A 25,357-nucleotide genomic window follows, 5' to 3' on the forward strand; every position below is an offset into this window, starting at 1 on the left:
GTTGAGCTAACCCGTACTAATTGCCCGTGAGACTTAACCATACAACACCCAAGGTGTTTGGTGTCGTTAAGCACAAGTTGATAACCTTTACCAAATCATGACGGCTTGCGCCCAAGGCGCAAGTTACGTAAAAGTAGGTCGCGCTTATAGCGCGACAGCAAGAGAGTGGCATCACAATCAGCCTTTCAGTTGTTACAACAGTTTTTGTCTGGCGGCCATAGCGGTATGGCACCACCTGGCTCCATTCCGAACCCAGCAGTGAAACATACCAGCGCCGATGGTAGTGTGGGGCTTCCCCATGTGAGAGTAGGACACCGCCAGACTTCAAATAAAACAACCCCAGCCGTATGGCTGGGGTTTTTTATTGTCTATCGTTCAGCGATTGGCTTTTTTTACCTCCACCGTCACGCCGCTGCGCCGCTAAGCCGGTGGTTATTTATGCCCGCTCTTCGGGTACTGACGATATAAACTGGGTTGGGCACGGCGGTATAGATTTTATTTATCTAGACCATTACCAACCGTTTTATGAGGTTTTTCGTATAACTGCTATATTGAATGAACAATCATAGTGGGAGAGCAGTTATGAAAAGAAAAAATCTTATTACTTTAGCCATTCTGTCCAGCGCGACGCTAGGCGCACCGGCAATAGCCCAAGAGGCCAATACGGAGTCACAGGCTGACGTCGAGGAAGTGTTACAAGTCGTTGGCTCGCGACTGTCTTTTCGTACTGCAACTGACGGTGCCGCACCGGTCGACATTATTTCAGGTGAAGACTTGGCAGCTACAGGTATAACGGAAACCGGCAAGGCGTTGCAATACGCTGTACCAAGTTTTAACTTCCCATCATCTTCGATCACCGATGGTACCGATGCAGTCAGACCTGCCTCTCTGCGAGGTCTCGCGCCTGACCATACTCTGGTACTCATTAACGGTAAGCGACGTCATAGTTCTGCGCTGGTTCATTTGAATGGTACCACAGGTCGCGGTAGTTCTAACGTAGACTTAAACGCTATTCCTATTGCCGCGATCAAACGTATCGAGGTATTACGAGACGGAGCGGCAGCCTTGTATGGCTCCGATGCTATAGCCGGCGTAATCAATATCGTTTTGAAAGACAACGCTGAGGGTGGCTCTGCCAACTTGCAGCTAGGTCAAACGCATAAGGGTGACGGTGAACAATGGAAACTCACGGGTAGCCAAGGTTTTACAGTAGGAGAGGAAGGTAGTTTTACACTGTCCGGCGAGTTACATCACAAAAACCGTACTAACCGTGCAGGGGATGATCCACGGCAACAATACCCATTGTTACCTAATGGCGAACTCGATCCTCGCGAGGAAACTTTTAACCGACAGAGCTTCCATGTTGGTGATGGTGAATATGAAAACGCTGCGCTTTTCGCAAACTTTGAGACGGCAGTAGGTGATTCCGGAACGCTTTATGCTTTTGGCGGCTTCAGTGACAGAACGTCAGAATCCGGCGCATTTTACCGTCGCGCTTTGCAATCGAATACCCTCACCGAAATCTACCCCGACGGCTTTTTGCCGATTCTTGCGCCTGATGTAAAAGATTACTCAGGTTACTTAGGTTACGAGTGGATGCTTGGCGAATGGACGTTTGACGTAAGTGCAGGGTATGGCCTGAGTGAGTTCCAGTATAATGTAAACAACTCCCTGAATGCGTCTTTGGGCCCAGAGTTAACACCAACCTCATTTGAAGCGGGTACACTCGAAAACACTGAAACGAACGTCACCATCGATGCCCAGCGCTTCATCCCATTTGCTAATAACTCTGATTTGTCTCTAGCAATGGGGGTGAGTTACCGCGAAAATAATTACCAGGTCAGTGCCGGCCAGGAAGAAAGTTATATTAACGGCGGTTATCAGGATCGTCCCGGCGGAAGTCAGGGTTTTACCGGGTTTACGCCGGAATCTGAAGTCGATCGGTCACGCGATAATATTGGCGTTTACGTAGAAGCAGAGAACCAGTTAACAACTGAGTTTTTATGGGGTGCTGCAATTCGGCACGAAGATTACTCAGACTTTGGTACAAACACCAGTTGGAAGCTTTCGGGTCGATATGATCTCACTGATCGGATAGCGGTGCGTGGTACCGCAAACACCGGATTCAGGGCACCGAGCGTGCAGCAATTGTATTTTACCAACATTTCGACTCTGTTTGTTGATCGCGGCGATGGCCCCGTGCCAGAACAATCAGGCACGTTTAATAATATAAGTCCGGTGACTAACGCGTTGGGTATTGGTAATTTGCAACCTGAAGAATCTGATAGCCTAAGCTTGGGTTTAGTTTGGAATGGTTACGAGGGCCTGGCAATTACCGTTGATGCGTTCCAGATCGAAATTCAGGACCGGATTATTCTCTCGGGCGATGTGACACCAGAGGACTCGCCAGCGGTTGCGGATGCTCTGGCAAACACTACAGCCGAAAATGCGCGCTTCTTTGTCAACGCAGTGGATACCACCACCAAAGGTGTCGATATTGTAGTGACTCAGCAGTTTGATTTGGGTGGCTATGGCGACCTGAAAGGTCAATTGGCTTACGGCTACAATGATACTGAGATTGACGCGATTAACTTACCGCCGCTTCTCGATGGGCTGGATGATGTGTTATTCGATCAGGAAGAACAAACAAGGATGACTGAATCGGTACCAAAAAATTCTGGTTCACTGGGGCTTACGCATGAGTTAGGCAAGTGGAGCAGTAATATCCAGTTTAGCTACTTTGGTACTTACGATATTTACTACAGCAGTGGTACCGAAACTTATGGCCCGGATTGGATTACCGACGTGACGGTTAATTATCAATGGAATGATAATTTAAAAATTAGTGTCGGTGCCCAAAATTTATTCAGTGACTACCCTGATATGCGCTCAGAGGGCAATCAGTTCAACGGAATATTTAAGTACCCATTAACAAACTCGCCAATAGGGTTTAATGGCGGTTACTTCTTCACTGAACTGCAATATACTTTTTAAATGACCGTATTAACCAAAGCCGCCACTTTGTGGCGGCTTTTTTATTTAATTCGTTAAATCCACGAACTCAGCCTGTTTAATTATATGTAACCACTTGAATTTTAAAGATATTAACTTGGCATTAAAATTGAAAGTGATGACCTGTAACGATTAGTTTTAATGAGGTGTCTATGTCACGTAATCAAATTATCGCAATCGCTGTCATCACAGTATTGGTGTTATTCTTTGCTCCGGAAATACTTTCAACACTAGGCTTTGCCATCGGTTCTGTTATTGAGTTTGCTATTTCTATAGTTTTCAGCCTGGCTATCGTAGGCTTGGTTTTTTTCCTGGTAATGACCTTGTTCGGTAGTGTACTGCTCGGTTTAGGAGCCGCGTTGTTAGCGTTGATATTTACAGGTATCGGCTTGTTCTGGCCACTAGTACTCTGCGTCTTAGTGTTGTACTTTGTCTTTAGGAGTCCACGCAAAACTGTATAACCGCAGGGTTACTAAAGAGACAAAAGATGAGAAAGACAATTTTATTACTGTTCACCGCCTGCATTTCTTTTATGGGCAATACGGCCGAGCTTGTTATGACTGATGGCTGGGCGCGGGCATCGATTCCCGGGGCGGCTAATGGTGCTGCCTATCTGAGCCTGAAAAACACAGGCGATGATGCAGTAACATTAGTCGGCATGTCCAGCGAAGTAGCTAAGGTTACTGAGCTGCATACACACATTCATGCTGACGGCATGATGAGAATGGAGCATGTTCCATCAAAAGTTATATCGCCGGGCGAATCGTTAATTATGCAGCCAGGTGGCTATCACGTAATGTTGATGGGGCTAAAGCAACCATTGCAAGAGAATGGAATGCTCCACATTGTGCTAGACTTTGCTGATGGAACACAACAAACTCTTGATGTTGGCATAAGGAAACCTTAATGAAGGATGCAAGTAGTCGATTTGCTCATATCCCATGGCGCTGGGTAACCTATTCGTTGCTGATTGTGGTTGTCTTACTTTGGCTATTGGGATGGATACTAAGCAAAGAACCCGAACAATTTTCAGTACAACAAGCGGTTGAGCAGCAAGCGCAGCAGTTAAAACTAGAGCCGGTAAAGGGTTTCGCTACCACCACTGCTGTTATTCGAGTTACCAACACCCTAACCGATAAGCGCGGCGGCTACATGAGCAACGATATTTTACCGCCGACCAGCTTGCTCGATAACATTCCGGCATGGGAGTTTGGCGTTATTCAAATGACCCGTGATATTTTGTTATCACTACGTAATGACTTTAGCCGCTCGCAGTCGCAGTCGGTTGAAAACCCAAATCTAACAACCGCACAACCGGCGATGAATATCGATCATCAAAGCTGGTTTGCACCTACTGCAGAAAACGAATATCAAACCGTTGTTAACGAATTAAGTCAGTATCGATTGGCGCTTGCAGATCCTAATGATCATTCGGCTCAATTCTACGCACGCTCCGATAATTTAAGGCGCTATATACAAGAAGTCGAGAAACGATTGGGGTCGTTATCGAGGCGGTTAAGCGCAAGTGTAGCCCGAGTCGAAACCGACGTTTCATTAGCCGGGGATGTGAGCTCCTCACAGTCTACACCGACGCCTCAGCTCATGAATAGTAAAACCAGTTGGTGGGAAATTGATAACGTGTTTTACGAAGCCAGGGGAGCCAGTTGGGCTGTACTACATTACCTAAAAGCGGTTGAATTAGATTTCGCTGATGTACTGAATAATAAAAATGCGTTAATAAGCTTGCAGCAGATAATAAAAGAGTTAGAGTCTTCGCAACAAGCTATCTGGAGCCCGATGGTATTAAATGGCTCGGGCTTTGGTTTATTGGCTAACCACTCATTAGTGATGGCTAATTATTTATCGCGCGCGAATGCAGCGCTGATCGATTTGCGAAATTTACTAGCGGAAGGTTAAACGGAGTTATGATGAAAAAATTAAGTGTTGCAATACTGTCAGCAGCATTTGCGGCGGCTCCTACGGTAGCGTCAGCCGACACCGTGTTGGGACTTTATATTGGTGCTCAGGGGTGGCAAGCTGATTACGATGGGCGTTATGGCATCGGTTCAGATATATCCCCTTATTACATCGACAACGATGACACCATGACAAGCTTTTATGCAGCGCTAGAACATCCTGTCCCCTTAGTACCTAACTTGAAAATACAGCAAAATAGCCTGGAGGTTGATAGCCCACATGGCATGAGCGCAGGGAATTTCGACAATACCGATTACACCTTGTACTACGAAATTTTCGATAACGATATTATAGCTATCGATGTCGGCATTAACGGCAAAAAATTCGACGGCGAAGCAGAGGTTATTTACGGCGATATTATTGAGTCAGTGAGCTTTTCGGGCGTAGTACCGACCGCGTATGCGGCGGCAAGAGTCGGCTTGCCTTTCACTAACTGGACGGTAACCAGCGAAGCGAAGGCGGTTAGCTTTGATGACAGTAGCCTGCATGACGTTCAAGCGGCTCTGGAGTACCGTTTTGTTGATAACTTAGCCATTGATATGAGTGTCAGTGCAGGTTACCGCTCTATGCGTGTCGAGCTAGACGATGTCGATGGTATTTATTCCGATCTTAATTTTGATGGCCCATTTGTCGCGTTAGATATACATTTCTAACGATTAGCGCTTGCAGTCACATCCAGTTGTAGCTAGATTGTTAACGTTATGGGTTAATAAAAGGCAGCTGGTATTTAATGAGCAGTAACCACGATGAGCCACTCTTCTTAAATGATGACCCTGAAGAACTGCCCGGGGAACTTACAGAAGGTGTTTGGAAACTCCTGATCGTTGATGACGATCAGGAGATTCATGCTGTCACCAAGATGGCGCTCTCTGACGTGATTATTGCCAACCGAACACTTGAGTTTCTGCATGCTTACAGCGGTGAAGAGGCATTAGATGCGCTGACGGATCATGATGACATTGCAATGGTGTTGCTTGATGTCGTGATGGAAACTGATGATGCCGGCCTGAATGTCGCTAGAGCAATACGCGAAGAGCTTAATAATGACGAAGTACGGATTGTTTTGCGTACCGGTCAGCCTGGTTACGCGCCCGAAGAAAGCGTCGTAAAAAGTTACGACATCAATGATTACAAGACCAAAACGGAACTCACCCGTAGCCGTTTGTTGACCACTGTATTTTCTGCCATCCGCTCATACCAGCAATTACGAACGATTAATGAGAATCGCCGCGGACTAAGAAAAATCATTCATTCAGCCTCAAACTTAATGGAAAAATATTCCATTGTTAATTTTTCCGAGGGAGTAGTGACTCAGTTAGCATCTCTATTAGGTTTGCGAGCTGAGGGAATTGTCGGTGCCAGGGCGCTGGACAAGGATAATGAAATTATTGTATTGGGCGCTGCGGGGCATTTTGCCGGGAGTATTAATAAAACCCTTCGGTCGCTAGAGTCTCAGCGTATCGAGCAAGGCGTGCAACGTTGTCTTATCGAGCGAAGACATATTCAGCTTGAAGGAGCCACGGTGTTCTTTATTGACGGCCAGGAGCATCAGGCCGCGGCTTATATTGAGACCTCTGAGTCGATTGAAAATTATGATCAGGAATTACTGGAAGTCTTTTTAGCCAATATCGCCGTTGGTTTCGAAAATGCCAACCTTTTTGAGGAGCTTCGCTCGGCAGCTTATCTCGATCCATTAACTGGTATTGCTAACCGAGCAGAGTTTACTCGTAAGTTGCAGCAATTATCCGAGTACCCTAACAAAAGCCAGGTTGCAGCCATCGTCGATATCGACCATTTTTCTGACGTTAATGACGGGTTAGGCCAGGATGTGGGCAACGCATTACTTCGTTCAGTGGCGCTGCGCTTAACTGAGCAGCTGGGTAAAAACATCTTTGTTGCGCGAATTGCAGCCGATGTGTTTGGTCTGATTGGTCCAGTCAATTTAGTTTCCCCACAAAACCTTAATGAACTGTTTAAGCTGCCATTCCGAGCTGGTGAGCATTATATACCGCTTAGTATTACGTCCGGCTTTACCTCGGGTGAAAACCCGGAGCAAGCCAATGGCAAAGGTTTATTGAAACAGGTTTATATTGCGCTTAAAAACGCCAAAAAGAACTCTTTTGAGCGCTTTAATTATTATCGCCCATACATGGAAGAAGAAACGCAACGGCGTCTGCATATGGTGCGGCGTTTGCGAGCAGATTTTGCTGCACGCAAACTCGAGGTCTGGTATCAGCCTCAGGTTGATTTGAACACGGGTTGCATTATTGGTGTAGAGTCGCTGCTGCGTTGGCCGCAAAGTGACGGTAGTTTTATTAGTCCGGCAGAGTTTATTCCATTGGCGGAGTACTCCGGCTTGATCGTTGATATTGGTGCCTGGGTAATCGAAGAAGCATGTCAGCAAATTAGACGCTTTAACGAACGTGACTATAATAATATTCGTATTGCAGTTAACGTTTCGGTGCCGCAATTTCGTATGCGTGACTTTCCCGAACTCATAGAGCAACAGCTTAATAATCACCAGGTTAATGCGGACCGCCTGGAACTAGAAATCACCGAAAGTATTGTGATGGAAGATCCTGACTTTGTCGCTGATATTTTATACCGCTTAAAGCAACAAGGTATTCACGTAGCAATTGATGATTTCGGCGTAGGCTTTTCATCCTTGAGTTACCTACAGAAGTTACCGCTGGACCGGTTAAAAATTGACAAAACATTTGTTCATAATTCCTCGCAAGACAGCGGCAGAATCATTATCGAGACTATAGTTGATATGGCACACCGTCTGGGGCTGGGTATTGTTGCCGAAGGTATCGAAGACCAACAGCAACTGGAGTACTTTAAGCGGTTAAAGTGTGCAGAAGCACAAGGCTACTACTTCGCGCGCCCTATGCCTGCCGAGCAACTGATGAAGCTGCTGGAACGAGAGAATGGCGATTGTGTTAGCCTGAGCTCATCTGCAGCATCAGACTAACAACAAGTGAACTTACTGATAAACTTCGACGCTGTCGGCAGTCATTGAGTATCCGGTAACGGCTAACTCGCCTTCGGTACGTTGTGTTTTTATCGTACCCTCAATCCAGACTGCATCGTAGGTGTGCTCGTAAGGTACGCCTTGTTCGTATACAACGTGAATAATCTGGTTAGGCGGTGGCGGCGGTACGTGGACACAAGCACCAAAATAAGGGACTAACAGAAACTCTGTTACCGCATCTGCGTTGCCTTCTAACTGCACCACGTAACCGGGAATACGAACCTTTTTGCCATCCAGAGACTCCACCACGGGAGCGTCGAGATGCGATTGTTTGTCGGCCTCAGGGTTGGCATCATAATAGGATTGCGGACGCACAGGAGGCGGCGTAAATCCGTCAGGCAGAAGATCCTTCCAGCCAATTTTTTCTGCAGCGCTAACCGGTAATGCCAGCACCAGACCCAGTGCCAATAAAGTGCTGAGCTTTTTTAATAACGTCATACTTTCACCGTTAATCCATCCGAAAGTGATTGGCGATAAGCTCGCCAGGCTGGGATTAAACTTAACAGAAATCCCGCGATAACCACTAACCCCATTCGCCACCATTCGGCAGGCGTGGGTAAATTTAAGCTAAACAGTATGCCTGTTTGGCTGTGAATAAAGTCCATCAAAGACCATTGTAAAGTATACAGTAAGGCTAAGCCGGCGAAGGTTGCGAATAACGTGACCAATACGGCTTCGGTTACGAGTAAAGAAAATAGCGTCAGTGGGCCTGCTCCTACTGCGCGTAAGACCGCCATTTCACGGCGTCGTTCGCGCAAGCTGGCCAACAGAATGGTCAGCATGCCAATAAGTCCGATAAATACCACGATCGCCGACATACCGTTTAGGGTTTGTTCAAATACGTTTAACGTCTTCCATAATTGTTGTAGCGTCATTCCGGGCATCAACGCAGTCAAGGGTTCTTTTTCGTAGGTATTTATTTCGCGCTGTAAACGTAACGCTAGCGGTTTAACTTTTAAGCCCAGCAGCGCAGCTGTAATGCTTTCTGCCGGGTGTTCATGCCCCTCGTGTTGATGGTTGTCGGCATGTTCCGCAGAGCCTGGCTCAATGCCGTGTACAGTTTCTATGGTCTCCAGGCTGACAAACACTGCTTGGTCAACCGGCGTACCCGTTCGTGCTAATACACCGACGACAGCAATCGGATGCTGGTCGTGCTCGCTAAAGCTTAAACCACCACTGCCGTGCGCTATGGTTAATTGGTCACCGACAGCAAGTCCCAGAGTTTTAGCGGCCTCTGCCCCCAGAACAGCTTGCTCATTGTCAGCAAACCATCGTCCCTGAATCACATTTAACGTTTGTTTATCAGCGTAACGATAATGTTTAACGTAGCCTTCTGTGGTGGCGACCACGGGTAAGCCCTGAACGCTATCACCCAGCGATATTGGTACAGCCCAGTCGACCTCATCCCGGCCGGCAATATTTTCGTAGCTATCCCAGCTCATCGCGTTGGTCATGCTACCGATGTGGAAAATTGATGCCAGTAACAGCTGTGTTTGACTGCTTCGTGGGCCAATGATCAGGTCGGTTCCGGACACCGTGTTGGCAAAGTTTTGCTGTACTTGTTCTTTGACTCGTTCAACTGCTAATAGCAAAGCAACGCTAACCGCAATTGCGACAACCGTCAGGATGACACTAGTTTTGCGGTTCAACAGACTTTTTAAAGCCAGCTTAAACATTGCTACCTCCGGCAGAGGCAGTCTGCGGTAAAGGATTTAACTGGCTTAATTCTGTGTGGGTATTAAAGTGCCCGGCCAACGTTGCATCATGGGTTACAAACACAACGGTGGTGTTATTTGCCTGGCTAAGCTCTAGTAGGAGCTTAATAAATACATCGCGATGCTCGGTATCTAACGCAGACGTTGGCTCATCGGCAATGAGTATTTCGGGCGCGCCAATCAGTGCACGAGCAGCCGCAACCCGCTGCTGTTGACCGACACTTAGAACAGCAGCGGGTTGCTGTTGTTGTTGCTTTGACAAGCCCAAACGCGATAGATAATCGGTCGCTGTTTGCGTAGCTGACTGAGTTAATCGCTGACGTCGGAGTGCAGAGAAATGAACGCCCAGTAGCACGTTTTCGTGTGCACTTAGGTAGGGGAGCAAATTAAATTGCTGAAAGATGTAGCCGATATGATCGGCACGAAATTTATCTCGCTGGCGAGCGCTTAATCGGGTGATATCGCTTCCGAGCAAACAAATTTCACCGCGCTGAGGCTTATTAATGCCGGCCAGCAGCGATAACAATGTTGATTTTCCGCTGCCACTGGCGCCTCGCAATAATAGCGTATCACCACAATCGACACGCCAGTGGTCTATATCGATTATAGGCACTTGCGAAGACCAGCTAAACCGAACTTTATCGAGTTCAATGGCAGCGGACATAAGCTAACAGTGACTACTTTTGAGCACGTTCAAAAGATGATTTGATTTCTTCTTTTGCTGCGTTAACGTCGCCCCAGCCTTCAACTTTAACCCATTTGCCTTTTTCCAGCTCTTTGTAGCGCTCAAAAAAGTGAGTGATTTGTGAGCGAAGTAACTCAGGTAAGTCATTAACGTCCTGAATATGGTCATACTCTTTAGACAGTTTACTGACCGGCACCGCGATAACCTTGGCATCTTCACCAGACTCGTCACTCATTTTCAGTACGCCAACCGGACGACACTTAATTACAGAGCCGGCCTGCAGCGGATAAGGTGTTGGCACCAAAACGTCTACCGGGTCACCATCCAGGGATAAAGTGTGGTTAACAAAGCCGTAGTTGCACGGATAAAACATAGGCGTCGCCATAAAGCGGTCAACCCAAAGCGTTCCGGTATCTTTATCAACTTCGTACTTGATTGGGTCCGCGTTTGCCGGGATCTCGATAATAACGTTAACTTCGTCAGGCAGGTTACTCCCTGCAGGAACGTTTCCTAAGCTCATGATGACTTCCTATATTTTGATAAGTAAAAATAAACAATGTTGCGCGATTATAGCTTCTCCGCGATCCCGCGCAACCCTGCGTTAGTCTAAGTCTTGCCGATTAAAAAGGTTTGCTGTGACGAGCATGATACTCAAGGCATTTATCGACTTCGGCAGCCGAACCCAGCACAACGCCGACACGTTGGTGAATATCATTGGGGACAATATCCAAAATGCGCTGATAACCGTCACTGGCTTTACCACCGGCCTTCTCTATTAACAACGCCATCGGTGCCGCCTCGTACATTAACCGCAGTTTAAACGGTTTCTTCTCGTTCCGGGCATCCCAGGGGTACGTAAACAAACCGCCGCGGGTAATAATGCGGTGCACGTCCGATACCATTGCCGCATTCCAGCGCATATTAAAGTTTTTCTTACGCGGGCCGGTCTCGCCTTTAAGTAAATCGGCAACGTACTCACTAATAGGTGCAGACCAGTGGCGTTGATTCGACATATTGATGGCAAATTCTTTGGTTGAACGGGGAATTTCCGCCCGCTCTTTGGTCAGCAAGAACTCCCCAACGGTTTGGTCTAAGGTAAATGTTCTTACGTCCTTACCCGTTGTTAGTATCATCATGGTCGCGGGGCCATAGACAATGTAGCCTGCTGCCACCTGAGCTTTGCCCGGCTGCAGAAACATCGACTCACCGGTATCTTCGCCTTCTGGTTTGCGCAAAATCGAAAAAATCGTGCCAACGGAGCCGTTGATGTCAATGTTTGAGCTGCCGTCTAATGGATCAAAAGCGACCAGGTAGTGACCTGAGTTGGGGCTCACAACGATAGAGTCTTCTTCTTCAGAAGCTATGGCATGAACATTTGGCGATTCCAGCAATAGCGTTTTAAGTAGCTGGTTAGCGACAACATCGAGCTTCTTTTGGGTTTCACCCTGAATATTCTCATCAAGTGTTGAGCCCAGAACGCCGGCTAGCGCTCCCTGATGCAAGCGAAAAGAAATTTCTTTTGCTGCGATTTGAATCGTATTAATCACCGAGATTAATGATTCGCTGGTTTGGTCTGCGCGTAGGGTTGGCAGTAAACGTTTCATGGTTGCCTCTGTATACCTGGTCACTGTGTGTTAACAGGGCGCAAATGATACCTTATTTTTGCGCAAAAATCCTGCTCTGTGTAGCGGACAATGATACACTTTGGTCATCGTTAAGAATTAACATAAATACTATCATGCATATTCATATTGTCGGTATTTGCGGCACCTTTATGGGCGGTATTGCTGCCATTGCTAAACAACTGGGCCATCAAGTTAGTGGTTCCGATGCTAATGTCTACCCACCCATGAGCACGCAGTTAGAGAGCCTGGGTATTACCTTAATGGCCGGCTATAACCAGAACAATTTGGTACCGCAGCCCGATTTGGTCATTGTTGGTAATGCGCTAAGCCGCGGTAACCCAGAAGTTGAAAAAGTATTGCGTGACCGTATGCGCTATATCTCGGGAGCGCAATGGCTGCATGACGAAGTACTGCGAAATCACTGGGTTTTAGCTGTATCCGGTACGCACGGTAAGACAACCACCGCCAGCATGCTGGCCTGGATACTCGAGTCAGCGGGTTACAATCCGGGCTTTATGATTGGCGGCGTGCCAGAAAACTTTGGCATCAGTGCGCGGGTTACTGACTCACAATTCTTTGTTATCGAAGCGGATGAATATGACACCGCATTCTTTGATAAACGATCTAAATTCGTTCATTACAGTCCGGATACATTGATTATCAATAACCTTGAATTTGACCATGCTGATATTTTTGATGACTTGTCAGCAATACAACGTCAGTTTGCGCATCTGTTAAGAATTGTTCCTGACACCGGCCAAGTGATCGTACCGGCAAATGATGCAGTAATAGAACAGGTTATTGAGCAGGGGTGCTGGAGCGAGACTGTTACCGTGGGTAACGGGGGGGATTGGCAGGTCAATATTGGCAATGGTGATGCCAGCCAATTTACGCTTGCCAGCCGCGATAAAACCACGACAGCTGATGTTAATTGGCAACTTATCGGTGAGCATAATGCGCACAACGCAGCAATGGCAATGCTAGCGGCCCGCCATGTCGGTGTGGATGCATCATTAAGTGCAACGGCATTAGCTCGTTTTAAGTCGCCTAAACGCAGAATGGAACTACTGGCAGATGTTGATGGCATTAGGGTTTATGACGACTTCGCCCACCATCCGACCGCAGTAAAGACAACATTAACGGCCGCCAAATCGCACCACAGTGGTCGCGTTATAGCGGTACTGGAACCGCGTTCGAATACCATGAAGCTTGGTGTGCATGCCAATCAGTTGGCGGATGCGTTGTCATTAGCGGATCAGCAGTTTGTACTGCAACCCGATAACATTAGCTGGAATTTAACTGAGCACTTACCGGGAGCCACCATAGCCGCAACGGTAGATGAATTAGTTGCGGCCGTAATAGCGAACGTAGAGGCTGAGGACGCTATTGTTATAATGAGTAATGGCAGTTTCGGTGGATTGCACCACAAGTTAATTGACGCATTGAGCGAAAGGAACCCGGATGACAGATAATCGCATTACAGTCGCAATAACCGGAGCGTCGGGCGCCCCTTATGGGTTGCGGCTTATCGAGTGCTTGCTGGCGCAAAAACAAAAAGTGCTGTTGCTTATTTCAAGTGCCGCTCGGGTGGTGTTGGCAACAGAGCAAAATCTAAAGTTGTCAGCAGCGCCGCAGCAAGCCGCTGAGCAGTTAGTTGATTATTTTACTCAGCGTGGTTGTGTACTGAGTTCGCAGCAGCTTAACGTTTACGGTAAGGAAGATTGGTTTTCGCCCGTCGCGTCTGGATCAGCGGCCCCTAAGCGTATGATAATATGCCCCTGTTCGACCAGTACGTTATCGGCGCTGGCTACCGGCAGCAGTAATACGTTGATTGAACGTGCGGCTGACGTGGTAATGAAAGAGCGCGGGCAATTAATTGTGGTGCCAAGAGAAGCACCACTCTCTACTTTGCACCTGCAAAATATGCTGCAGCTGAGTCAGCTGGGGGTGACGGTTATGCCGGCATCACCGGGGTTTTATCATCAACCGCAATCGATTGATGATCTCATTGATTTTATGGTAGCGCGGATGCTCGACCATCTGGGTCTTGAGCAGAATCTCGTCAGGCGCTGGGGTTACGGCAACGCAAAGGAGTCATTTTAGCCGATGAAAGCATTAGAAATTTCGGAGTTGCGTAAAGTCTATGGTGGTGGATTTGAGGCGCTAAAGGGCATCGATTTAGTTGTTGAAGAAGGCGATTTTTATGCGCTTCTTGGTCCTAACGGAGCCGGTAAATCAACGACTATCGGGATTATCTCGTCATTAGTTAATAAAACCAGCGGTAGCGTGAAGGTTTTTGGTTATGACCTTGATACACAATTGACGGAGCTAAAACGTCAGATTGGTCTGGTGCCACAGGAATTTAACTTTAATCAGTTCGAAACGGTTCGCCAAATCGTAGTTAATCAGGCGGGATACTACGGTGTTCCCAGAAAATTAGCATACCAACGTGCAGAAAAGTATCTCAGCCAACTGGGATTGTGGGACAAACGAGATGAGCCCGCACGGTCATTATCCGGTGGCATGAAGCGCCGCTTAATGATCGCCCGTGCATTGCTGCATGAACCCAAGCTACTGATACTAGATGAGCCCACTGCAGGGGTCGATATCGAACTGCGACGTTCGATGTGGGATTACCTGACACAGATTAACCAAGAAGGTATCACCATTATTTTGACCACTCACTATCTGGAAGAAGCAGAAATGTTGTGTCGAAATATCGGTATCATCGACGCCGGAAGAATTGTTGAGAATACCTCGATGAAACGATTGCTGGCGCAATTGAATACAGAAACCTTTGTGCTTGATTTAGAAGATGAGCACCAGGAGCCCGTTATAGAAGGCTTCGAACATCGCTGGAAAGACAATAATACGTTGGAAGTCGATGTCGATAAAAATGCCGGCCTAAACGGCGTGTTTGAGCAATTGAGTCGTGCTGAAGTAAAAGTATTGTCGATGCGCAACAAAGCAAACCGGTTAGAGGAGTTGTTTGTATCGATGGTTGAAAAAGGCCGCGGTCAGGGAGGAGACAAAGCATGAGCTACATGTCGTCAAATTTTATTGCATTAAAGACAATCTGGATAAAAGAATGCACACGATTTCTGCGTATTTGGATCCAGACCTTAGTGCCGCCAGCCATCACCATGACACTTTACTTCATCATTTTTGGCAGCATCGTCGGCGAGCGTATCGGCACGATGAGCGGTGTAACCTACATGGAGTTTATCGTTCCCGGGCTGATTATGATGTCGGTCATTACCAATTCATATTCCAACGTAGCCTCGTCGTTTTTTAGCGCTAAGTTTCAGCGCAATATCGAAGAAATGCTGGTGTCGCCGGTGCCAACAGCAGCCATTATTATGGGTTATGTTGGTGGCGGTATGGCGCGCGCGATGATCGTAGCGGTTATTGTAACACTGGTCTCATTTGCGTTTGTTGATATTCAGATGGCGCATTTTGGCTACGTCGTGTTGACTGTTTTTTTAACTTCTAGTTTGTTTGCTCTGGGCGGCCTGATTAATGGCGTATTTGGTAAAACATTCGATGATATTTCGATTGTACCGACATTTGTGCTTACGCCGTTAACATACCTGGGCGGTGTTTTTTATTCGGTAAGTTTACTGCCGGATGTTTGGCAGAAAGTGTCCATGGCTAACCCCATTCTCTATATGGTTAACGGCTTTCGTTATGGTTTTCTGGGGCAGTCGGATGTCGGTATTGCGACAGCAATGACGGTACTAGTTGGCTTTAATGTGGTGTTTTTTGCGCTTGCATACTATTTACTTGAAAAAGGCATAGGTATACGTTCGTGAATACTCAGGCACGCCCGGTTCACTCAAACCAAACAGGGCCACATGAGGACGTTAAAGCGGTTGTTTCGCGGCACTTAAACAGCGAGTTTAAAAAGCCAATCCAGGCTCATAACCAAACCGCATTTGATGAAGTCAATGCGTTGGTAAGTGAATGGCAAGGTCCGTTAATTCTGGATTCCTGTTGTGGTGTTGGTGAGAGTACGGCAGTTATTGCGCAGCAACATCCCGATGCTCTGGTTATCGGTGTGGATAAGTCGGCTCATCGCATCGATAAGCACAGCAATTATCAACAGGGTGGTCATGGCGAACGCTACTATGTGTTGCGTGCTGACTTGCTGGATTTCTGGCGCTTAGCTTGCAACGCTAACTGGCAGATTAGCCAGCACTTTTTGCTGTACCCAAATCCCTGGCCAAAAGCAGCGCATTTAGCACGTCGCTGGCATGGTTCGCCTGTTTGGCCCTACCTGGTTAAACTGGGTGGGCAACTGACGCTGCGTTCGAACTGGAGCACCTATTTACTGGAAGTCGCCGAGGCTTTAAGCTTGTCCCGTATAAAAGCGGGTATTTCGCTATTGGACATGCACAATACCGCGCCAATGACTCCGTTTGAGCGCAAATACCAAGACAGTGGACAGTCCTTATGGCAGCTGACCGCCGACTTGAATGCTCTGAACTAAGCGACATCAGAGTTAAGAGAGAATTCCATTGACCAATCGTTCTAAATTAGAAACCGAGTTGTTTGATACGGATGACAAGCAAATTGCTGAGGTCAGCCAGCAGGCGCTTTATCGTATTTTTACTATTCCCGAAGCGCCAGATTCGACCTTAGGCAAAATTGAGCGCCACCTGTCCGAGAATTTGATGGGGTTTCTGGGTGACCACATCGTAGCCCGTGAAAAACCACTGCAGGAAATCGAGCGCGACTTCGATCAAGCTAACATCCCGGAAGATCCGCAGTTCGTTTCCGAGCATACCGAGTTTTTGCTTAATAAATTAGTCGCGCATTCAGTACACACGGCGTCTCCGAAGTTTATTGGACACATGACATCGGCACTGCCGTATTTCTTATTGCCGCTGGCCAAGTTGATGGTCGGCTTAAATCAAAACCTGGTTAAGATTGAAACGTCTAAGGCCTTCACGCCATTAGAGCGCAACGTTATTGGCATGTTGCACCATTTGATCTATCAACAGGATGCCGGATTTTACAACCGCTGGATGCACAGCGCCCAGCACTCTCTTGGTGCATTTTGCTCAGGCGGTACCGTCGCCAATATGACTGCGCTATGGGTGGCTCGCAATCGGCTATTAAAAGCTGATGGCGACTTTGCCGGTATCGCTGCCGATGGATTAGCAGCCGGGCTGGCGCACTATGGCTTTAAAAAATTAGTCGTTTTAGTCTCTGAGCGAGGTCACTATTCATTAGCTAAAGCAGCAGACGTACTCGGTATCGGTCGACGCAACCTGGTATCGGTGGCAACTGATGAAAATAACCGAATCAAGATTGATGCATTACGGTCGACTTGTGAAAAAGTTGCCGGTGAGGGCGGCCGTGTACTTGCTATTGTTGGGGTAGCCGGCACCACCGAAACCGGACATATCGACCCGCTTGCGGAGATGGCCGAAGTCGCCGGCGAAATTGACGCCCATTTTCACGTCGACGCGGCCTGGGGTGGGGCGACCTTGCTGTCTAATGATTATCGCCACTTGCTTAACGGAATCGAGCAAGCTGATAGTGTAACCATTGATGCGCATAAACAGATGTACGTTCCAATGGGGGCGGGCATGGTGTTATTCAAGAATCCTTCTTTAGTTAAATCAATTGAACACCATGCAGAATATATTATACGCCAGGGTTCTAAAGACTTAGGCTCGCATTCGATGGAAGGTTCGCGCGCCGGTATGGCTATGATGGTGTTCTCGGCTATGCACGTCATTGGCCGCAGGGGCTACGAATTACTGATTAACAATAGCCTGAAAAAAGCCCGTTATTTTGCTCAGTTGATCGCTGAACAAGATGATTTTGAGGTGATCACCGAACCTGAGCTGTGTTTATTGACTTACCGCTTTGTGCCGGCGAAAGTTAAGCAGGCGATGAAGACCGCTACTGCTGATCAAATTGAGCGTTTAACGCCACATTTGAATGCACTGACTCGCTACATTCAGAAGCGCCAACGTGAGAATGGTCGTTCTTTTGTATCACGCACAAAGCTCACGCCATCACAATATTATCACGAGCCCAGCGTGGTCTTCAGAGTGGTGTTGGCCAACCCGTTAACCACAGAAGTCATGCTGCAAGAGATCATTGAAGAACAGCGTGAGATTGCCCAAAAAGCGACCAGCTTAAGAGGTGCATTACATACCGAGATGCGCGAATTAGGGATGATCCTTATTGATAACTAAGTTATCGATAAGGCGCGTGCTACCTAATTTAGCCGCAATTAAAGCAACTAAGCGACCAGAGGTTGCTGAGGCTGGCTGCAGGTCATTGGCATTGCGAATTTCAACATAGTCGATAGCAAAACCTGCAGTTTCCAGCTCTGTTACGGCCCACTGACGAGCAGCTTCTACTGACGTCCCCGCGTTTATTTTTTCAGCAATACCGGCTAGCGTTCTGTATATGACCGCGGCTTGTTCGCGTTGTGATTCGGACAGGTAAACGTTACGAGAACTTAGTGCGAGTCCAGTTTCAGCCCGTGCTGTTGGCACGCCTATGATATCAATAGGTAAGCTCAAGTCCTGCGTCATTAAGCGAATGACCTGTAATTGTTGGAAGTCTTTTTCGCCGAATACGGCAAATTGCGGCTGTACCATGTTGAAGAGTTTGCAAACCACCGTAGCAACGCCAACAAAATGGCCCGGGCGATTTGCGCCGCACAAAATATCGCTGATGCCGGGCACCTCGATTCGGGTTTGTTGATCCATGCCGCGCGGATACATATCCTCAACTTGTGGAGTAAATACGGCATTAACGCCAAGCGCTTCAAGGGCACGGCAATCCTGCTCAAGGGTTCGCGGATAACTATCAAGATCTTCGTTCGCGCCAAATTGCATTGGGTTAACAAAAATACTAACCACAACAACGTCAGCGTGTTGCTGTGCGCGCTTAACCAACGTCAGGTGACCCTCGTGCAAGTTACCCATGGTGGGCACTAACGCTACAGAGCCTTGTTGCTGCCCCCGCCACTGGCGCAGGTTTGCTAAATTCTTTAATAAGCGCATAGCTAATGACCTTGTAGTTCTTACTTATAACAATGCTCGGGGCCAGGGAAAGCGCCATCTCTGACTTGTTCAACATAGGTACTGAACGCGCCGGCTAATGATCCGCTCTCGGCCAAAAAGTTCTTGGCGAACTTAGGCAGGTAATCGCTGTTAATCCCTAACATATCATGCATAACCAAGATTTGACCATCAGTGTCGGGGCCTGCACCAATACCTATCGTTGGTATGGTTAATGCCTCTGAAATACGCTTGCCCAAAGCTGCTGGCACGCATTCAAGCACTAACAGTTGTGCGCCCGCTTGTTCTAATGCCAATGCCTGCTCGAGTGTATCGTCGGCCTGTTGCTGCTGTTTGCCCTGTACTTTGTAACCGCCCAGTACATTGACAGATTGCGGCAATAAGCCGAGGTGCGCGCATACCGGCACGCCGCGGGTTGTCAGGCCTTTAATGGTATCTATTAACCAGCTACCGCCCTCAAGCTTTACCATGTTAGCGCCGGCTTGCATTAACTGCGCGGCGTTGTCATAGGTCTGAGATGGGGTTGAATAACTCATAAATGGCATATCTGCCATAACAAAAGCATCGGGGGCGCCGCGGCGGACTAAAGTCGTGTGATAAACCATGTGTTCCATGGTCACCGGGACGGTGGAATCTAAGCCCTGCATGACATTGCCGAGAGAGTCACCTACCAGCATAAAATCAACACCTTCGGTTGTCATTAATTTGGCAAAGCTGGCATCGTATGCGGTCAATGAAGCAATTTTCTGTCCCTGCTGTTTCATTTTTTGCAGCGCTGAAATGGTCATTGTTGCCATCATTCGCTCCTTAGCCCAGTTGTTGTTTTAATTTATCTCTTAAAAGTACCACAGTTAGCCCCTCTTCGGTAACACGCTGAGCTTGTTGTTGGGCACTATCGCCGTTGGGTAATGTCAGATCGGCAGCAATTTCGGCTAGTGGAAGCAGAACGAAATTTCGTTGATAAAGTCCGGGGTGGGGTAACCGAAGTGAATCAGCATCGGAACGCTGGTCACCAAACAGTATCAGATCTAAGTCCAGCGTGCGCTCGCCCCAGTGGCGCGTTCGCGTGCGGCCAAAACTATCTTCAATATTATGCAAAGTGGCTAATGTGTCAGCAGCACCGATGTTGCTGCTAATAATACAAACCGCATTCATGTAGTCTGGCTGATCCGGTGGCCCCATGGGCGGACTGCTGTAAATAGACGATACATCCAGTAAGCTAAACTCAGGCTGGCTCTTAATCGCCCTCAAGGCATCAATAATTTGTTGCCGGGGCGAGCCTAAGTTCGCCCCCAGCGCGACTACAGCGTTAGTCATTCTTTGGAGCCCGTTCGGTGTTCTGGCGGCCTCGGGAACGTCCGCCACGACGCCGGCGGGTAGGTCGCTTCTTACCTTTAGGTTGCGCATTATTCTGCACCAAATTCGGATCATTCTGGGCGTTAGTCCAGAACTTCGCCAGTGCCGGCAAGTCCTCGCCGGGCATAGGCGCCGAACATGCCTGGCGCAACATCAGGAAATCATAGCCTGCGCGGAATTTACTTTGCTCTAAGGCCTTTTTAGCACGGGCTCCGCGGGTGTTTTGCAGGCGCAGCTGCATTTGCCAAATATCACGCGCCGTTAAACTGAATCGTTTAGGAATTGCCATCGTTTGTGATTGACGATGAACAACGTCAGCACTGCCTATATTAATGGCATCCATTGGCGGCAGCCCACCCTCGTTTTGCAATTGCTCGCGGCGAGCTTGCAATGGCCACCAAAGTAATACGGCTACAAGGTACGCCGGTGTAACGCGTTGCTCATTAATTACGCGTTTATCGGTGTCGGCAAAAGCTTTGCGTAGCATTTTTACGGGGGGAGCATCTGCTGTATCCAGATAACTTTTTAATATGGGGAATAACTGTTGAAATAACTGAAATTCGCACATCATATCGAAGTTAGCTTGTGCACGACCGGCCATAAATAATTTTAAAAACTCATCAAACAGACGCGCTGGCGGAATGTTCTTTAATAATCCGGCAAGCGACTTGATGGGCAGGCGGACATCGTCAGCTAGTGCCATATTCAATTTAGTGGCAAACCGAACTGCTCGCAGCATTCGCACGGGATCTTCACGATAGCGTATTTCAGGGTCGCCGATTAACTTTAATACCCCGGCTTCGATATCTGCGACGCCGTTGGCAAAGTCGTAAATGCAAAAATCTGCAATGTTGTAGTACAACGCATTGACTGTGAAATCACGACGTTCGGCGTCCTCTTCGATGCTGCCATAGACGTTGTCACGCACTAGCTGCCCATGCTCATCTTGTTGCGCGATTTTGGCATGGCTCTCGTCATCTTCGTTATGATGACCACGAAAAGTTGCTACCTCGATAATCTCACGACCGAATAAAATATGTGCTAGTCGGAATCGACGACCGATCAAACGGCAGTTGCGGAATAACTTTTTAACTTCTTCGGGGGTAGCATTGGTGGTTACGTCAAAATCTTTCGGTTGCAACCCCAATAACAGGTCGCGTACACACCCGCCAACCAGATAAGCGTCAAAACCGGCATTATGTAACCGGTAAAGCACCTTAAGCGCGTTGGGACTAATGTCTTTACGGGATATCGGATGTTCATCTCTGGGGATAACGCGCAGCGGCGGCAGAACCGATGTATTTTTAACTGTCTTTTTGTCTGAAAATGCGCGTCGCGCAAGTTCTGTTAATTTCTTAATGATGATGGTTCTCCCTAATCATCAATGGTTGGTGTTGATTAAAATAAATACCACAATAGTGTACCGTTAGTTGCCCATGATGTGCCACTTTTTACACCACGACGCGGTAGCTTTTTGCAGAAACTCAGTCACTGTTTCGGCATTAATTTCGCCCAGCTGCAAGTGCGTCGCAGCCAGTTTTAGATTTTGTAATGGCTGACCCGAGTCAATCGGGGCTGCATGGTTTTGCTTGCTGAGTTTACGCCCGTCAGTATTTAGTACCAGCGGCAGATGCATCATACGTGGGCAAGCGCCTTTAAATCGTTGCCATAGCGTCAGTTGCCAAAAACTTGGCTGCAACAAATCAGACCCCCTGACTACGTCAGTAATTTGTTGTGCAATATCGTCAACAACAACGGCAAGTTGGTAGGCAAACAAATTATCGCGGCGTTTAACAATAAAGTCTTCTTCGACACAATCGCTGTCGGGGCTGACCAAACCATGCCAACGGTCAGTAAACTGAGTGACCGGCTTGTCATTGATAAACCGAAGTGCATAGGGTTGCGGCCGAGGTTGGCGCGTGCGGCAAAGACCATCATAGCATTCGCCCCGCTGCCGAATCTGCTGGCGGCTGCAGTCGCACGAGTAAATGTCATTACCAAGGTCGTGCAGAACCTGCTGGTAGACCTCATCGCGGTCGCTTTGATAGATGACTTCGCCGTCCCAGTACAAACCATGCGTTTCTAACTGCGCCAGAATCATGGTGTCTGCACCCTCGACTGCGCGAGTTTTGTCGACATCTTCTACGCGAACTAACCAACTTCCATTGTGAGCTTTGGCATCCAGATAGGAACCGAGTGCAGCGACTAGCGAGCCGAAGTGAAGGGGACCTGAAGGGGTCGGCGCAAACCGCCCCCTGTAATGAGGTGCTGAATTATCCGGGTGACTGTTGTTAGGCACCGGTCATTTGTTTTTCTTTGATTTCTGCAAGCGTTTTGCAGTCAACACAAAGGTCAGCTGTTGGGCGCGCTTCTAACCGGCGTATACCGATTTCGATGCCGCATGAATTACAAAAGCCAAAATCATCTTCTTCGATCTTTTGCAGGGTTTTCTCAATTTTCTTGATCAGCTTGCGTTCACGGTCGCGTGTACGAAGTTCTATGCTGAATTCTTCTTCTTGTGCGGCACGGTCTACAGGATCAGGAAAGTTAGCCGCTTCATCTTTCATATGATGCACGGTACGATCGACTTCCTGACGTAGTTGACGGCGCCATTCTTCCAGTATTTTACGAAAATGAGTCAGTTGCTCATCATTCATATACTCTTCGCCCGGCTTCTCTTGATACGGCTCTAGCCCGGCCAGCGCCAGGATGCCATGCGTTTTTTTCTTGCCCTCTGGCATCATGGTTCTCCTAAATATTTAATCATCGCTGAGCGATTAATCGACCCTTAATTTACGGTCGCTCCAAAAAAGGACGCTACATATAGCAGAAAGATTTACTTACCGCAACTGGAATCGCACAACACGATCCAGTTCTATTTTCGCGTCACTGATATGGGTTTTAACGGCATAGAATTCAACCCCAAGTTCCGCAGCTTGAATACATAATTGCGCATACTTAGGATCAATATGGCTGGCAGGACGGACTTCATTGATGCCCGTATGCATAACAACAAAGAGCATCACCGCCCGCTGCCCTGACTGCCGCATAAGGATTAATTCATTAAGATGTTTTTGCCCTCGAGTGCTGACGGCATCGGGAAAATATCCCTGACCGTGGTCATTTAACGTGACACTTTTTACTTCGACAAAACACTGCTGGCCGTTGCCGGCGCGACCCAACCAATCGATACGGCTATTATGTTCACCGTATTTTTGTTCCGCCTGCCATTCAGTGATGTTAGCAAGCTCGGGTATAAACCCGGTTTTAAGCGCCGTTCCGGCCAACTGGTTGGCTCGCTGTGTATTGACCGCTATCCATTCATTATTACCATTAACACTGAGTTCCCAGGTGTAACGATATTTGCGCTTAGGATTGTCTGAGTCACTACAATAAGCAATAAATCCAGGCTCTGCACAGCCTGTCATTGCGCCAGTATTTGGGCAATGAACTGTGGTAAACTGTTGCTCACCAAAATCAATGTCTGCCAGGAAGCGTTTATAGCGTTTTTGCAGAACGCCGCGTATCAGGGGCTTGTTAAATTGCATTTAGGCCTCATAAATTAACAGTAAAGGCAGCGACAAATTATAAGGAGAGGCATGTTATGTCCAGCGCATTATCGGTTTATCTTACTAAAACGCTACCCAACAATTACCTATCAGAGTCCGCTTTAATCGCGTTTAAAGACGAGGCGGCACATATTGTCATTGGCGATAACGAAGAAGAGAACCTGCGCCGTATCCAAAAAGCCGGGCGACAATTAGACACCCAGGGTGTCACGGCCATTTCGGTAAAGGGCCAGGGCTGGGATAAAGAGCGTCAGTGGTCGTTGTCGTTAGGTTTTACCTCAACCTTGTCGCGCAACCATATTCAATGGACCGCTGAAGTTGCTGATGAACTGCAACAGATTAGTGATGTTTATCGCTTTACGCGTGAATTGATTAATCTGCCGGCCGAGGATATTTATCCGGTCGCACTAGCAGAACGGGTTGCCAGCCACCTGACCGAGCTTGCGCCGGATCATGTGAGCTATGAAATGATTAAAGGTGAGGAGTTAAAACAAGCAGGCTGGATGGGGATTTATACGGTCGGCCGTGCAAGTCAACATGAGCCGGCAATGTTGGTATTAGATTACAACCCCACTGGCGATGCTAATGCGCCGGTAGAGTCTGCACTTATTGGTAAGGGCATTACCTATGACTCGGGCGGCTACAGTATCAAGCCGAGTGAAGGCATGTTATCGATGAAATGCGATATGGGTGGCGCCGCGACTGTCAGTGGTGCGCTATCGTTAGCGATTCGTCAGGGGCTGAAGAAGCGCGTCAAGTTATTCCTATGCTGCGCCGAGAACATGATTGACGGTCGGGCTTATAAACTTGGCGATATCATCACCTATAAAAACGGCTTGACGGTTGAGGTAGTTAACACTGACGCCGAGGGGCGTTTGGTCTTAGCTGATGGTTTACAGGCAGCGGGTGAAGCCGGGGCTAAACAAATTATTGATGCTGCAACCTTAACGGGTGCGGCACAGATGGCAGTCGGCAATGAATATAATGCGTTATTTAGTGTTGATGATGAAGCAGCAACAACGGCATTGGCCTGCGCTCAGCAGGAACACGAACTGCTGTGGCGTTTGCCGCTTAACCGTTGGCATGCTGAAAATTGCCCATCGCCGTACGCCGATACAGCTAACAGCCGTCCACAAAAAGGCGGTGGCGCAGGCGGTGCGAGCAACGCTGCAGGCTTTTTATTACGTTTTGCACCGAATGATGGCCAGGGCTGGTTGCATTTTGATTTGGCCGGAGCATTCCAAAAATCAGCAACATCGATGTGGCCTGCCGGCGCAACAGCTATGGGTGTAAGAACCATCGCTGCGACGTTAGCGCGTTAACGTTAAAAGCAGG

The 25,357-nt window shown here is 47.9% G+C and carries 25 protein-coding genes and 1 rRNA gene; 14 read left to right on the forward strand and 12 right to left on the reverse strand.

Annotated features, from left to right (window positions below; translation table 11 throughout):
- The first annotated feature begins 207 nt into the window (after window positions 1-207).
- The 7 genes from rrf to DEU29_RS07950 all read left to right on the forward strand — a co-directional run bounded on the left by rrf (window position 208) and on the right by DEU29_RS07950 (window position 7,963).
- Window positions 208-323 (forward strand): 5S ribosomal RNA (gene rrf / locus DEU29_RS07920).
- Window positions 324-582: 259 nt separating this feature from the next.
- On the forward strand, window positions 583-2,994 hold the full coding sequence (locus DEU29_RS07925; RefSeq protein WP_133539829.1) for a TonB-dependent receptor plug domain-containing protein: 2,412 nt from the start codon (window positions 583-585) through the stop codon (window positions 2,992-2,994).
- Window positions 2,995-3,164: 170 nt separating this feature from the next.
- Window positions 3,165-3,473, forward strand: a complete 309-nt coding sequence (locus tag DEU29_RS07930; protein ID WP_133539830.1) for a hypothetical protein — start codon at window positions 3,165-3,167, stop codon at window positions 3,471-3,473.
- 26 nt (window positions 3,474-3,499) lie between these two features.
- Window positions 3,500-3,919 (forward strand): copper chaperone PCu(A)C, encoded by a 420-nt coding sequence (locus DEU29_RS07935; protein WP_133539831.1) that lies wholly within the window; start codon window positions 3,500-3,502, stop codon window positions 3,917-3,919.
- Entirely contained in the window at window positions 3,919-4,929 is a 1,011-nt protein-coding gene (locus DEU29_RS07940) for a DUF2333 family protein (RefSeq protein ID WP_133539832.1), read from the forward strand. Before DEU29_RS07935 ends, DEU29_RS07940 begins: the two co-directional genes overlap by 1 nt.
- A gap of 8 nt (window positions 4,930-4,937) precedes the next feature.
- Entirely contained in the window at window positions 4,938-5,642 is a 705-nt protein-coding gene (locus DEU29_RS07945; protein WP_243734515.1) for a TIGR04219 family outer membrane beta-barrel protein, read from the forward strand.
- A gap of 77 nt (window positions 5,643-5,719) precedes the next feature.
- Window positions 5,720-7,963, forward strand: a complete 2,244-nt coding sequence (locus tag DEU29_RS07950) for a GGDEF/EAL domain-containing response regulator (RefSeq protein ID WP_133539833.1) — start codon at window positions 5,720-5,722, stop codon at window positions 7,961-7,963.
- Between the two features lie 12 nt (window positions 7,964-7,975).
- Here the strand turns inward: DEU29_RS07950 and DEU29_RS07955 are convergent, their stop codons facing one another.
- The 5 genes from DEU29_RS07955 to DEU29_RS07975 all read right to left on the reverse strand — a co-directional run bounded on the left by DEU29_RS07955 (window position 7,976) and on the right by DEU29_RS07975 (window position 12,027).
- Complete coding sequence (locus tag DEU29_RS07955; RefSeq protein ID WP_133539834.1) at window positions 7,976-8,461, reverse strand: DUF3299 domain-containing protein; 486 nt, start codon at window positions 8,459-8,461, stop codon at window positions 7,976-7,978.
- Window positions 8,458-9,699 (reverse strand): ABC transporter permease, encoded by a 1,242-nt coding sequence (locus DEU29_RS07960; protein ID WP_133539835.1) that lies wholly within the window; start codon window positions 9,697-9,699, stop codon window positions 8,458-8,460. The genes DEU29_RS07955 and DEU29_RS07960 overlap by 4 nt, the downstream gene beginning before the upstream one ends.
- Complete coding sequence (locus DEU29_RS07965; protein WP_133539836.1) at window positions 9,692-10,402, reverse strand: ABC transporter ATP-binding protein; 711 nt, start codon at window positions 10,400-10,402, stop codon at window positions 9,692-9,694. The genes DEU29_RS07960 and DEU29_RS07965 overlap by 8 nt, the downstream gene beginning before the upstream one ends.
- Window positions 10,403-10,415: 13 nt before the next feature.
- The gene (gene ppa, locus DEU29_RS07970) at window positions 10,416-10,943 is read right to left on the reverse strand and encodes an inorganic diphosphatase (protein ID WP_133539837.1); all 528 of its coding nucleotides are present in this window, start codon (window positions 10,941-10,943) and stop codon (window positions 10,416-10,418) included.
- A gap of 100 nt (window positions 10,944-11,043) precedes the next feature.
- Window positions 11,044-12,027 (reverse strand): class 1 fructose-bisphosphatase, encoded by a 984-nt coding sequence (locus DEU29_RS07975; protein WP_133539838.1) that lies wholly within the window; start codon window positions 12,025-12,027, stop codon window positions 11,044-11,046.
- A 134-nt stretch (window positions 12,028-12,161) separates the two neighbouring features.
- Between DEU29_RS07975 and mpl the strand changes: the two genes are divergently transcribed.
- Genes mpl through panP form a run of 6 tightly spaced genes read left to right on the forward strand, consistent with a single transcriptional unit; the run spans window position 12,162 to window position 18,260 of the window.
- Window positions 12,162-13,520 (forward strand): UDP-N-acetylmuramate:L-alanyl-gamma-D-glutamyl-meso-diaminopimelate ligase, encoded by a 1,359-nt coding sequence (mpl, locus tag DEU29_RS07980; RefSeq protein ID WP_133539839.1) that lies wholly within the window; start codon window positions 12,162-12,164, stop codon window positions 13,518-13,520.
- Complete coding sequence (locus tag DEU29_RS07985; RefSeq protein ID WP_133539840.1) at window positions 13,510-14,151, forward strand: flavin prenyltransferase UbiX; 642 nt, start codon at window positions 13,510-13,512, stop codon at window positions 14,149-14,151. Before mpl ends, DEU29_RS07985 begins: the two co-directional genes overlap by 11 nt.
- Window positions 14,152-14,154: 3 nt before the next feature.
- Window positions 14,155-15,087, forward strand: a complete 933-nt coding sequence (locus DEU29_RS07990) for an ABC transporter ATP-binding protein (RefSeq protein WP_133539841.1) — start codon at window positions 14,155-14,157, stop codon at window positions 15,085-15,087.
- Window positions 15,084-15,860 (forward strand): ABC transporter permease, encoded by a 777-nt coding sequence (locus DEU29_RS07995; RefSeq protein ID WP_133539842.1) that lies wholly within the window; start codon window positions 15,084-15,086, stop codon window positions 15,858-15,860. The genes DEU29_RS07990 and DEU29_RS07995 overlap by 4 nt, the downstream gene beginning before the upstream one ends.
- Complete coding sequence (trmB, locus tag DEU29_RS08000) at window positions 15,857-16,537, forward strand: tRNA (guanine(46)-N(7))-methyltransferase TrmB (RefSeq protein ID WP_133539843.1); 681 nt, start codon at window positions 15,857-15,859, stop codon at window positions 16,535-16,537. The genes DEU29_RS07995 and trmB overlap by 4 nt, the downstream gene beginning before the upstream one ends.
- A 28-nt stretch (window positions 16,538-16,565) precedes the next feature.
- Window positions 16,566-18,260 carry a pyridoxal-dependent aspartate 1-decarboxylase PanP gene (gene panP, locus DEU29_RS08005; RefSeq protein ID WP_243734516.1) on the forward strand — a complete coding sequence of 565 codons (1,695 nt, stop codon included), beginning with the start codon at window positions 16,566-16,568 and terminating at the stop codon, window positions 18,258-18,260.
- Here the strand turns inward: panP and panC are convergent.
- The 7 genes from panC to sfsA all read right to left on the reverse strand — a co-directional run bounded on the left by panC (window position 18,234) and on the right by sfsA (window position 24,001).
- The gene (gene panC / locus DEU29_RS08010) at window positions 18,234-19,079 is read right to left on the reverse strand and encodes a pantoate--beta-alanine ligase (RefSeq protein ID WP_133539844.1); all 846 of its coding nucleotides are present in this window, start codon (window positions 19,077-19,079) and stop codon (window positions 18,234-18,236) included. The two genes, panP and panC, sit on opposite strands and share 27 nt — an antisense overlap.
- 20 nt (window positions 19,080-19,099) lie before the next feature.
- Entirely contained in the window at window positions 19,100-19,894 is a 795-nt protein-coding gene (panB, locus tag DEU29_RS08015) for a 3-methyl-2-oxobutanoate hydroxymethyltransferase (protein ID WP_133539905.1), read from the reverse strand.
- A 10-nt stretch (window positions 19,895-19,904) separates the two neighbouring features.
- The gene (folK, locus tag DEU29_RS08020; RefSeq protein WP_133539845.1) at window positions 19,905-20,414 is read right to left on the reverse strand and encodes a 2-amino-4-hydroxy-6-hydroxymethyldihydropteridine diphosphokinase; all 510 of its coding nucleotides are present in this window, start codon (window positions 20,412-20,414) and stop codon (window positions 19,905-19,907) included.
- The gene (gene pcnB / locus DEU29_RS08025) at window positions 20,407-21,726 is read right to left on the reverse strand and encodes a polynucleotide adenylyltransferase PcnB (protein ID WP_133539846.1); all 1,320 of its coding nucleotides are present in this window, start codon (window positions 21,724-21,726) and stop codon (window positions 20,407-20,409) included. Before pcnB ends, folK begins: the two co-directional genes overlap by 8 nt.
- Before the next feature lie 153 nt (window positions 21,727-21,879).
- Complete coding sequence (gluQRS, locus tag DEU29_RS08030) at window positions 21,880-22,752, reverse strand: tRNA glutamyl-Q(34) synthetase GluQRS (protein WP_133539847.1); 873 nt, start codon at window positions 22,750-22,752, stop codon at window positions 21,880-21,882.
- The gene (dksA, locus tag DEU29_RS08035) at window positions 22,745-23,194 is read right to left on the reverse strand and encodes an RNA polymerase-binding protein DksA (RefSeq protein ID WP_105307316.1); all 450 of its coding nucleotides are present in this window, start codon (window positions 23,192-23,194) and stop codon (window positions 22,745-22,747) included. The genes gluQRS and dksA overlap by 8 nt, the downstream gene beginning before the upstream one ends.
- A gap of 99 nt (window positions 23,195-23,293) precedes the next feature.
- Entirely contained in the window at window positions 23,294-24,001 is a 708-nt protein-coding gene (gene sfsA / locus DEU29_RS08040; protein WP_133539848.1) for a DNA/RNA nuclease SfsA, read from the reverse strand.
- Between the two features lie 56 nt (window positions 24,002-24,057).
- Between sfsA and pepB the strand changes: the two genes are divergently transcribed.
- The gene (pepB, locus tag DEU29_RS08045; RefSeq protein ID WP_133539849.1) at window positions 24,058-25,344 is read left to right on the forward strand and encodes an aminopeptidase PepB; all 1,287 of its coding nucleotides are present in this window, start codon (window positions 24,058-24,060) and stop codon (window positions 25,342-25,344) included.
- Window positions 25,345-25,357 lie beyond the last annotated feature (13 nt).

Origin of the sequence: Idiomarina aquatica (assembly GCF_004362895.1) — a bacterium.
GTDB lineage: Bacteria > Pseudomonadota > Gammaproteobacteria > Enterobacterales > Alteromonadaceae > Idiomarina.

Coding starts and splice junctions, on each gene's coding strand:
- DEU29_RS07925 (WP_133539829.1), top strand. CDS start 583: ATGAAAAGAAAAAATCTTATTACTTTAGCCATTCTGTCCAGCGCGACG.
- DEU29_RS07990 (WP_133539841.1), top strand. CDS start 14,155: ATGAAAGCATTAGAAATTTCGGAGTTGCGTAAAGTCTATGGTGGTGGA.
- dksA (WP_105307316.1), bottom strand. CDS start 23,194: ATGCCAGAGGGCAAGAAAAAAACGCATGGCATCCTGGCGCTGGCCGGG.
- panC (WP_133539844.1), bottom strand. CDS start 19,079: ATGCGCTTATTAAAGAATTTAGCAAACCTGCGCCAGTGGCGGGGGCAG.
- pepB (WP_133539849.1), top strand. CDS start 24,058: ATGTCCAGCGCATTATCGGTTTATCTTACTAAAACGCTACCCAACAAT.
- DEU29_RS07965 (WP_133539836.1), bottom strand. CDS start 10,402: ATGTCCGCTGCCATTGAACTCGATAAAGTTCGGTTTAGCTGGTCTTCG.
- ppa (WP_133539837.1), bottom strand. CDS start 10,943: ATGAGCTTAGGAAACGTTCCTGCAGGGAGTAACCTGCCTGACGAAGTT.
- DEU29_RS07955 (WP_133539834.1), bottom strand. CDS start 8,461: ATGACGTTATTAAAAAAGCTCAGCACTTTATTGGCACTGGGTCTGGTG.
- mpl (WP_133539839.1), top strand. CDS start 12,162: ATGCATATTCATATTGTCGGTATTTGCGGCACCTTTATGGGCGGTATT.
- DEU29_RS07985 (WP_133539840.1), top strand. CDS start 13,510: ATGACAGATAATCGCATTACAGTCGCAATAACCGGAGCGTCGGGCGCC.
- DEU29_RS07995 (WP_133539842.1), top strand. CDS start 15,084: ATGAGCTACATGTCGTCAAATTTTATTGCATTAAAGACAATCTGGATA.
- folK (WP_133539845.1), bottom strand. CDS start 20,414: ATGACTAACGCTGTAGTCGCGCTGGGGGCGAACTTAGGCTCGCCCCGG.
- DEU29_RS07975 (WP_133539838.1), bottom strand. CDS start 12,027: ATGAAACGTTTACTGCCAACCCTACGCGCAGACCAAACCAGCGAATCA.
- DEU29_RS07930 (WP_133539830.1), top strand. CDS start 3,165: ATGTCACGTAATCAAATTATCGCAATCGCTGTCATCACAGTATTGGTG.
- DEU29_RS07940 (WP_133539832.1), top strand. CDS start 3,919: ATGAAGGATGCAAGTAGTCGATTTGCTCATATCCCATGGCGCTGGGTA.
- DEU29_RS07945 (WP_243734515.1), top strand. CDS start 4,938: ATGATGAAAAAATTAAGTGTTGCAATACTGTCAGCAGCATTTGCGGCG.
- panB (WP_133539905.1), bottom strand. CDS start 19,894: ATGGCAACAATGACCATTTCAGCGCTGCAAAAAATGAAACAGCAGGGA.
- DEU29_RS07960 (WP_133539835.1), bottom strand. CDS start 9,699: ATGTTTAAGCTGGCTTTAAAAAGTCTGTTGAACCGCAAAACTAGTGTC.
- DEU29_RS07950 (WP_133539833.1), top strand. CDS start 5,720: ATGAGCAGTAACCACGATGAGCCACTCTTCTTAAATGATGACCCTGAA.
- sfsA (WP_133539848.1), bottom strand. CDS start 24,001: ATGCAATTTAACAAGCCCCTGATACGCGGCGTTCTGCAAAAACGCTAT.
- DEU29_RS07935 (WP_133539831.1), top strand. CDS start 3,500: ATGAGAAAGACAATTTTATTACTGTTCACCGCCTGCATTTCTTTTATG.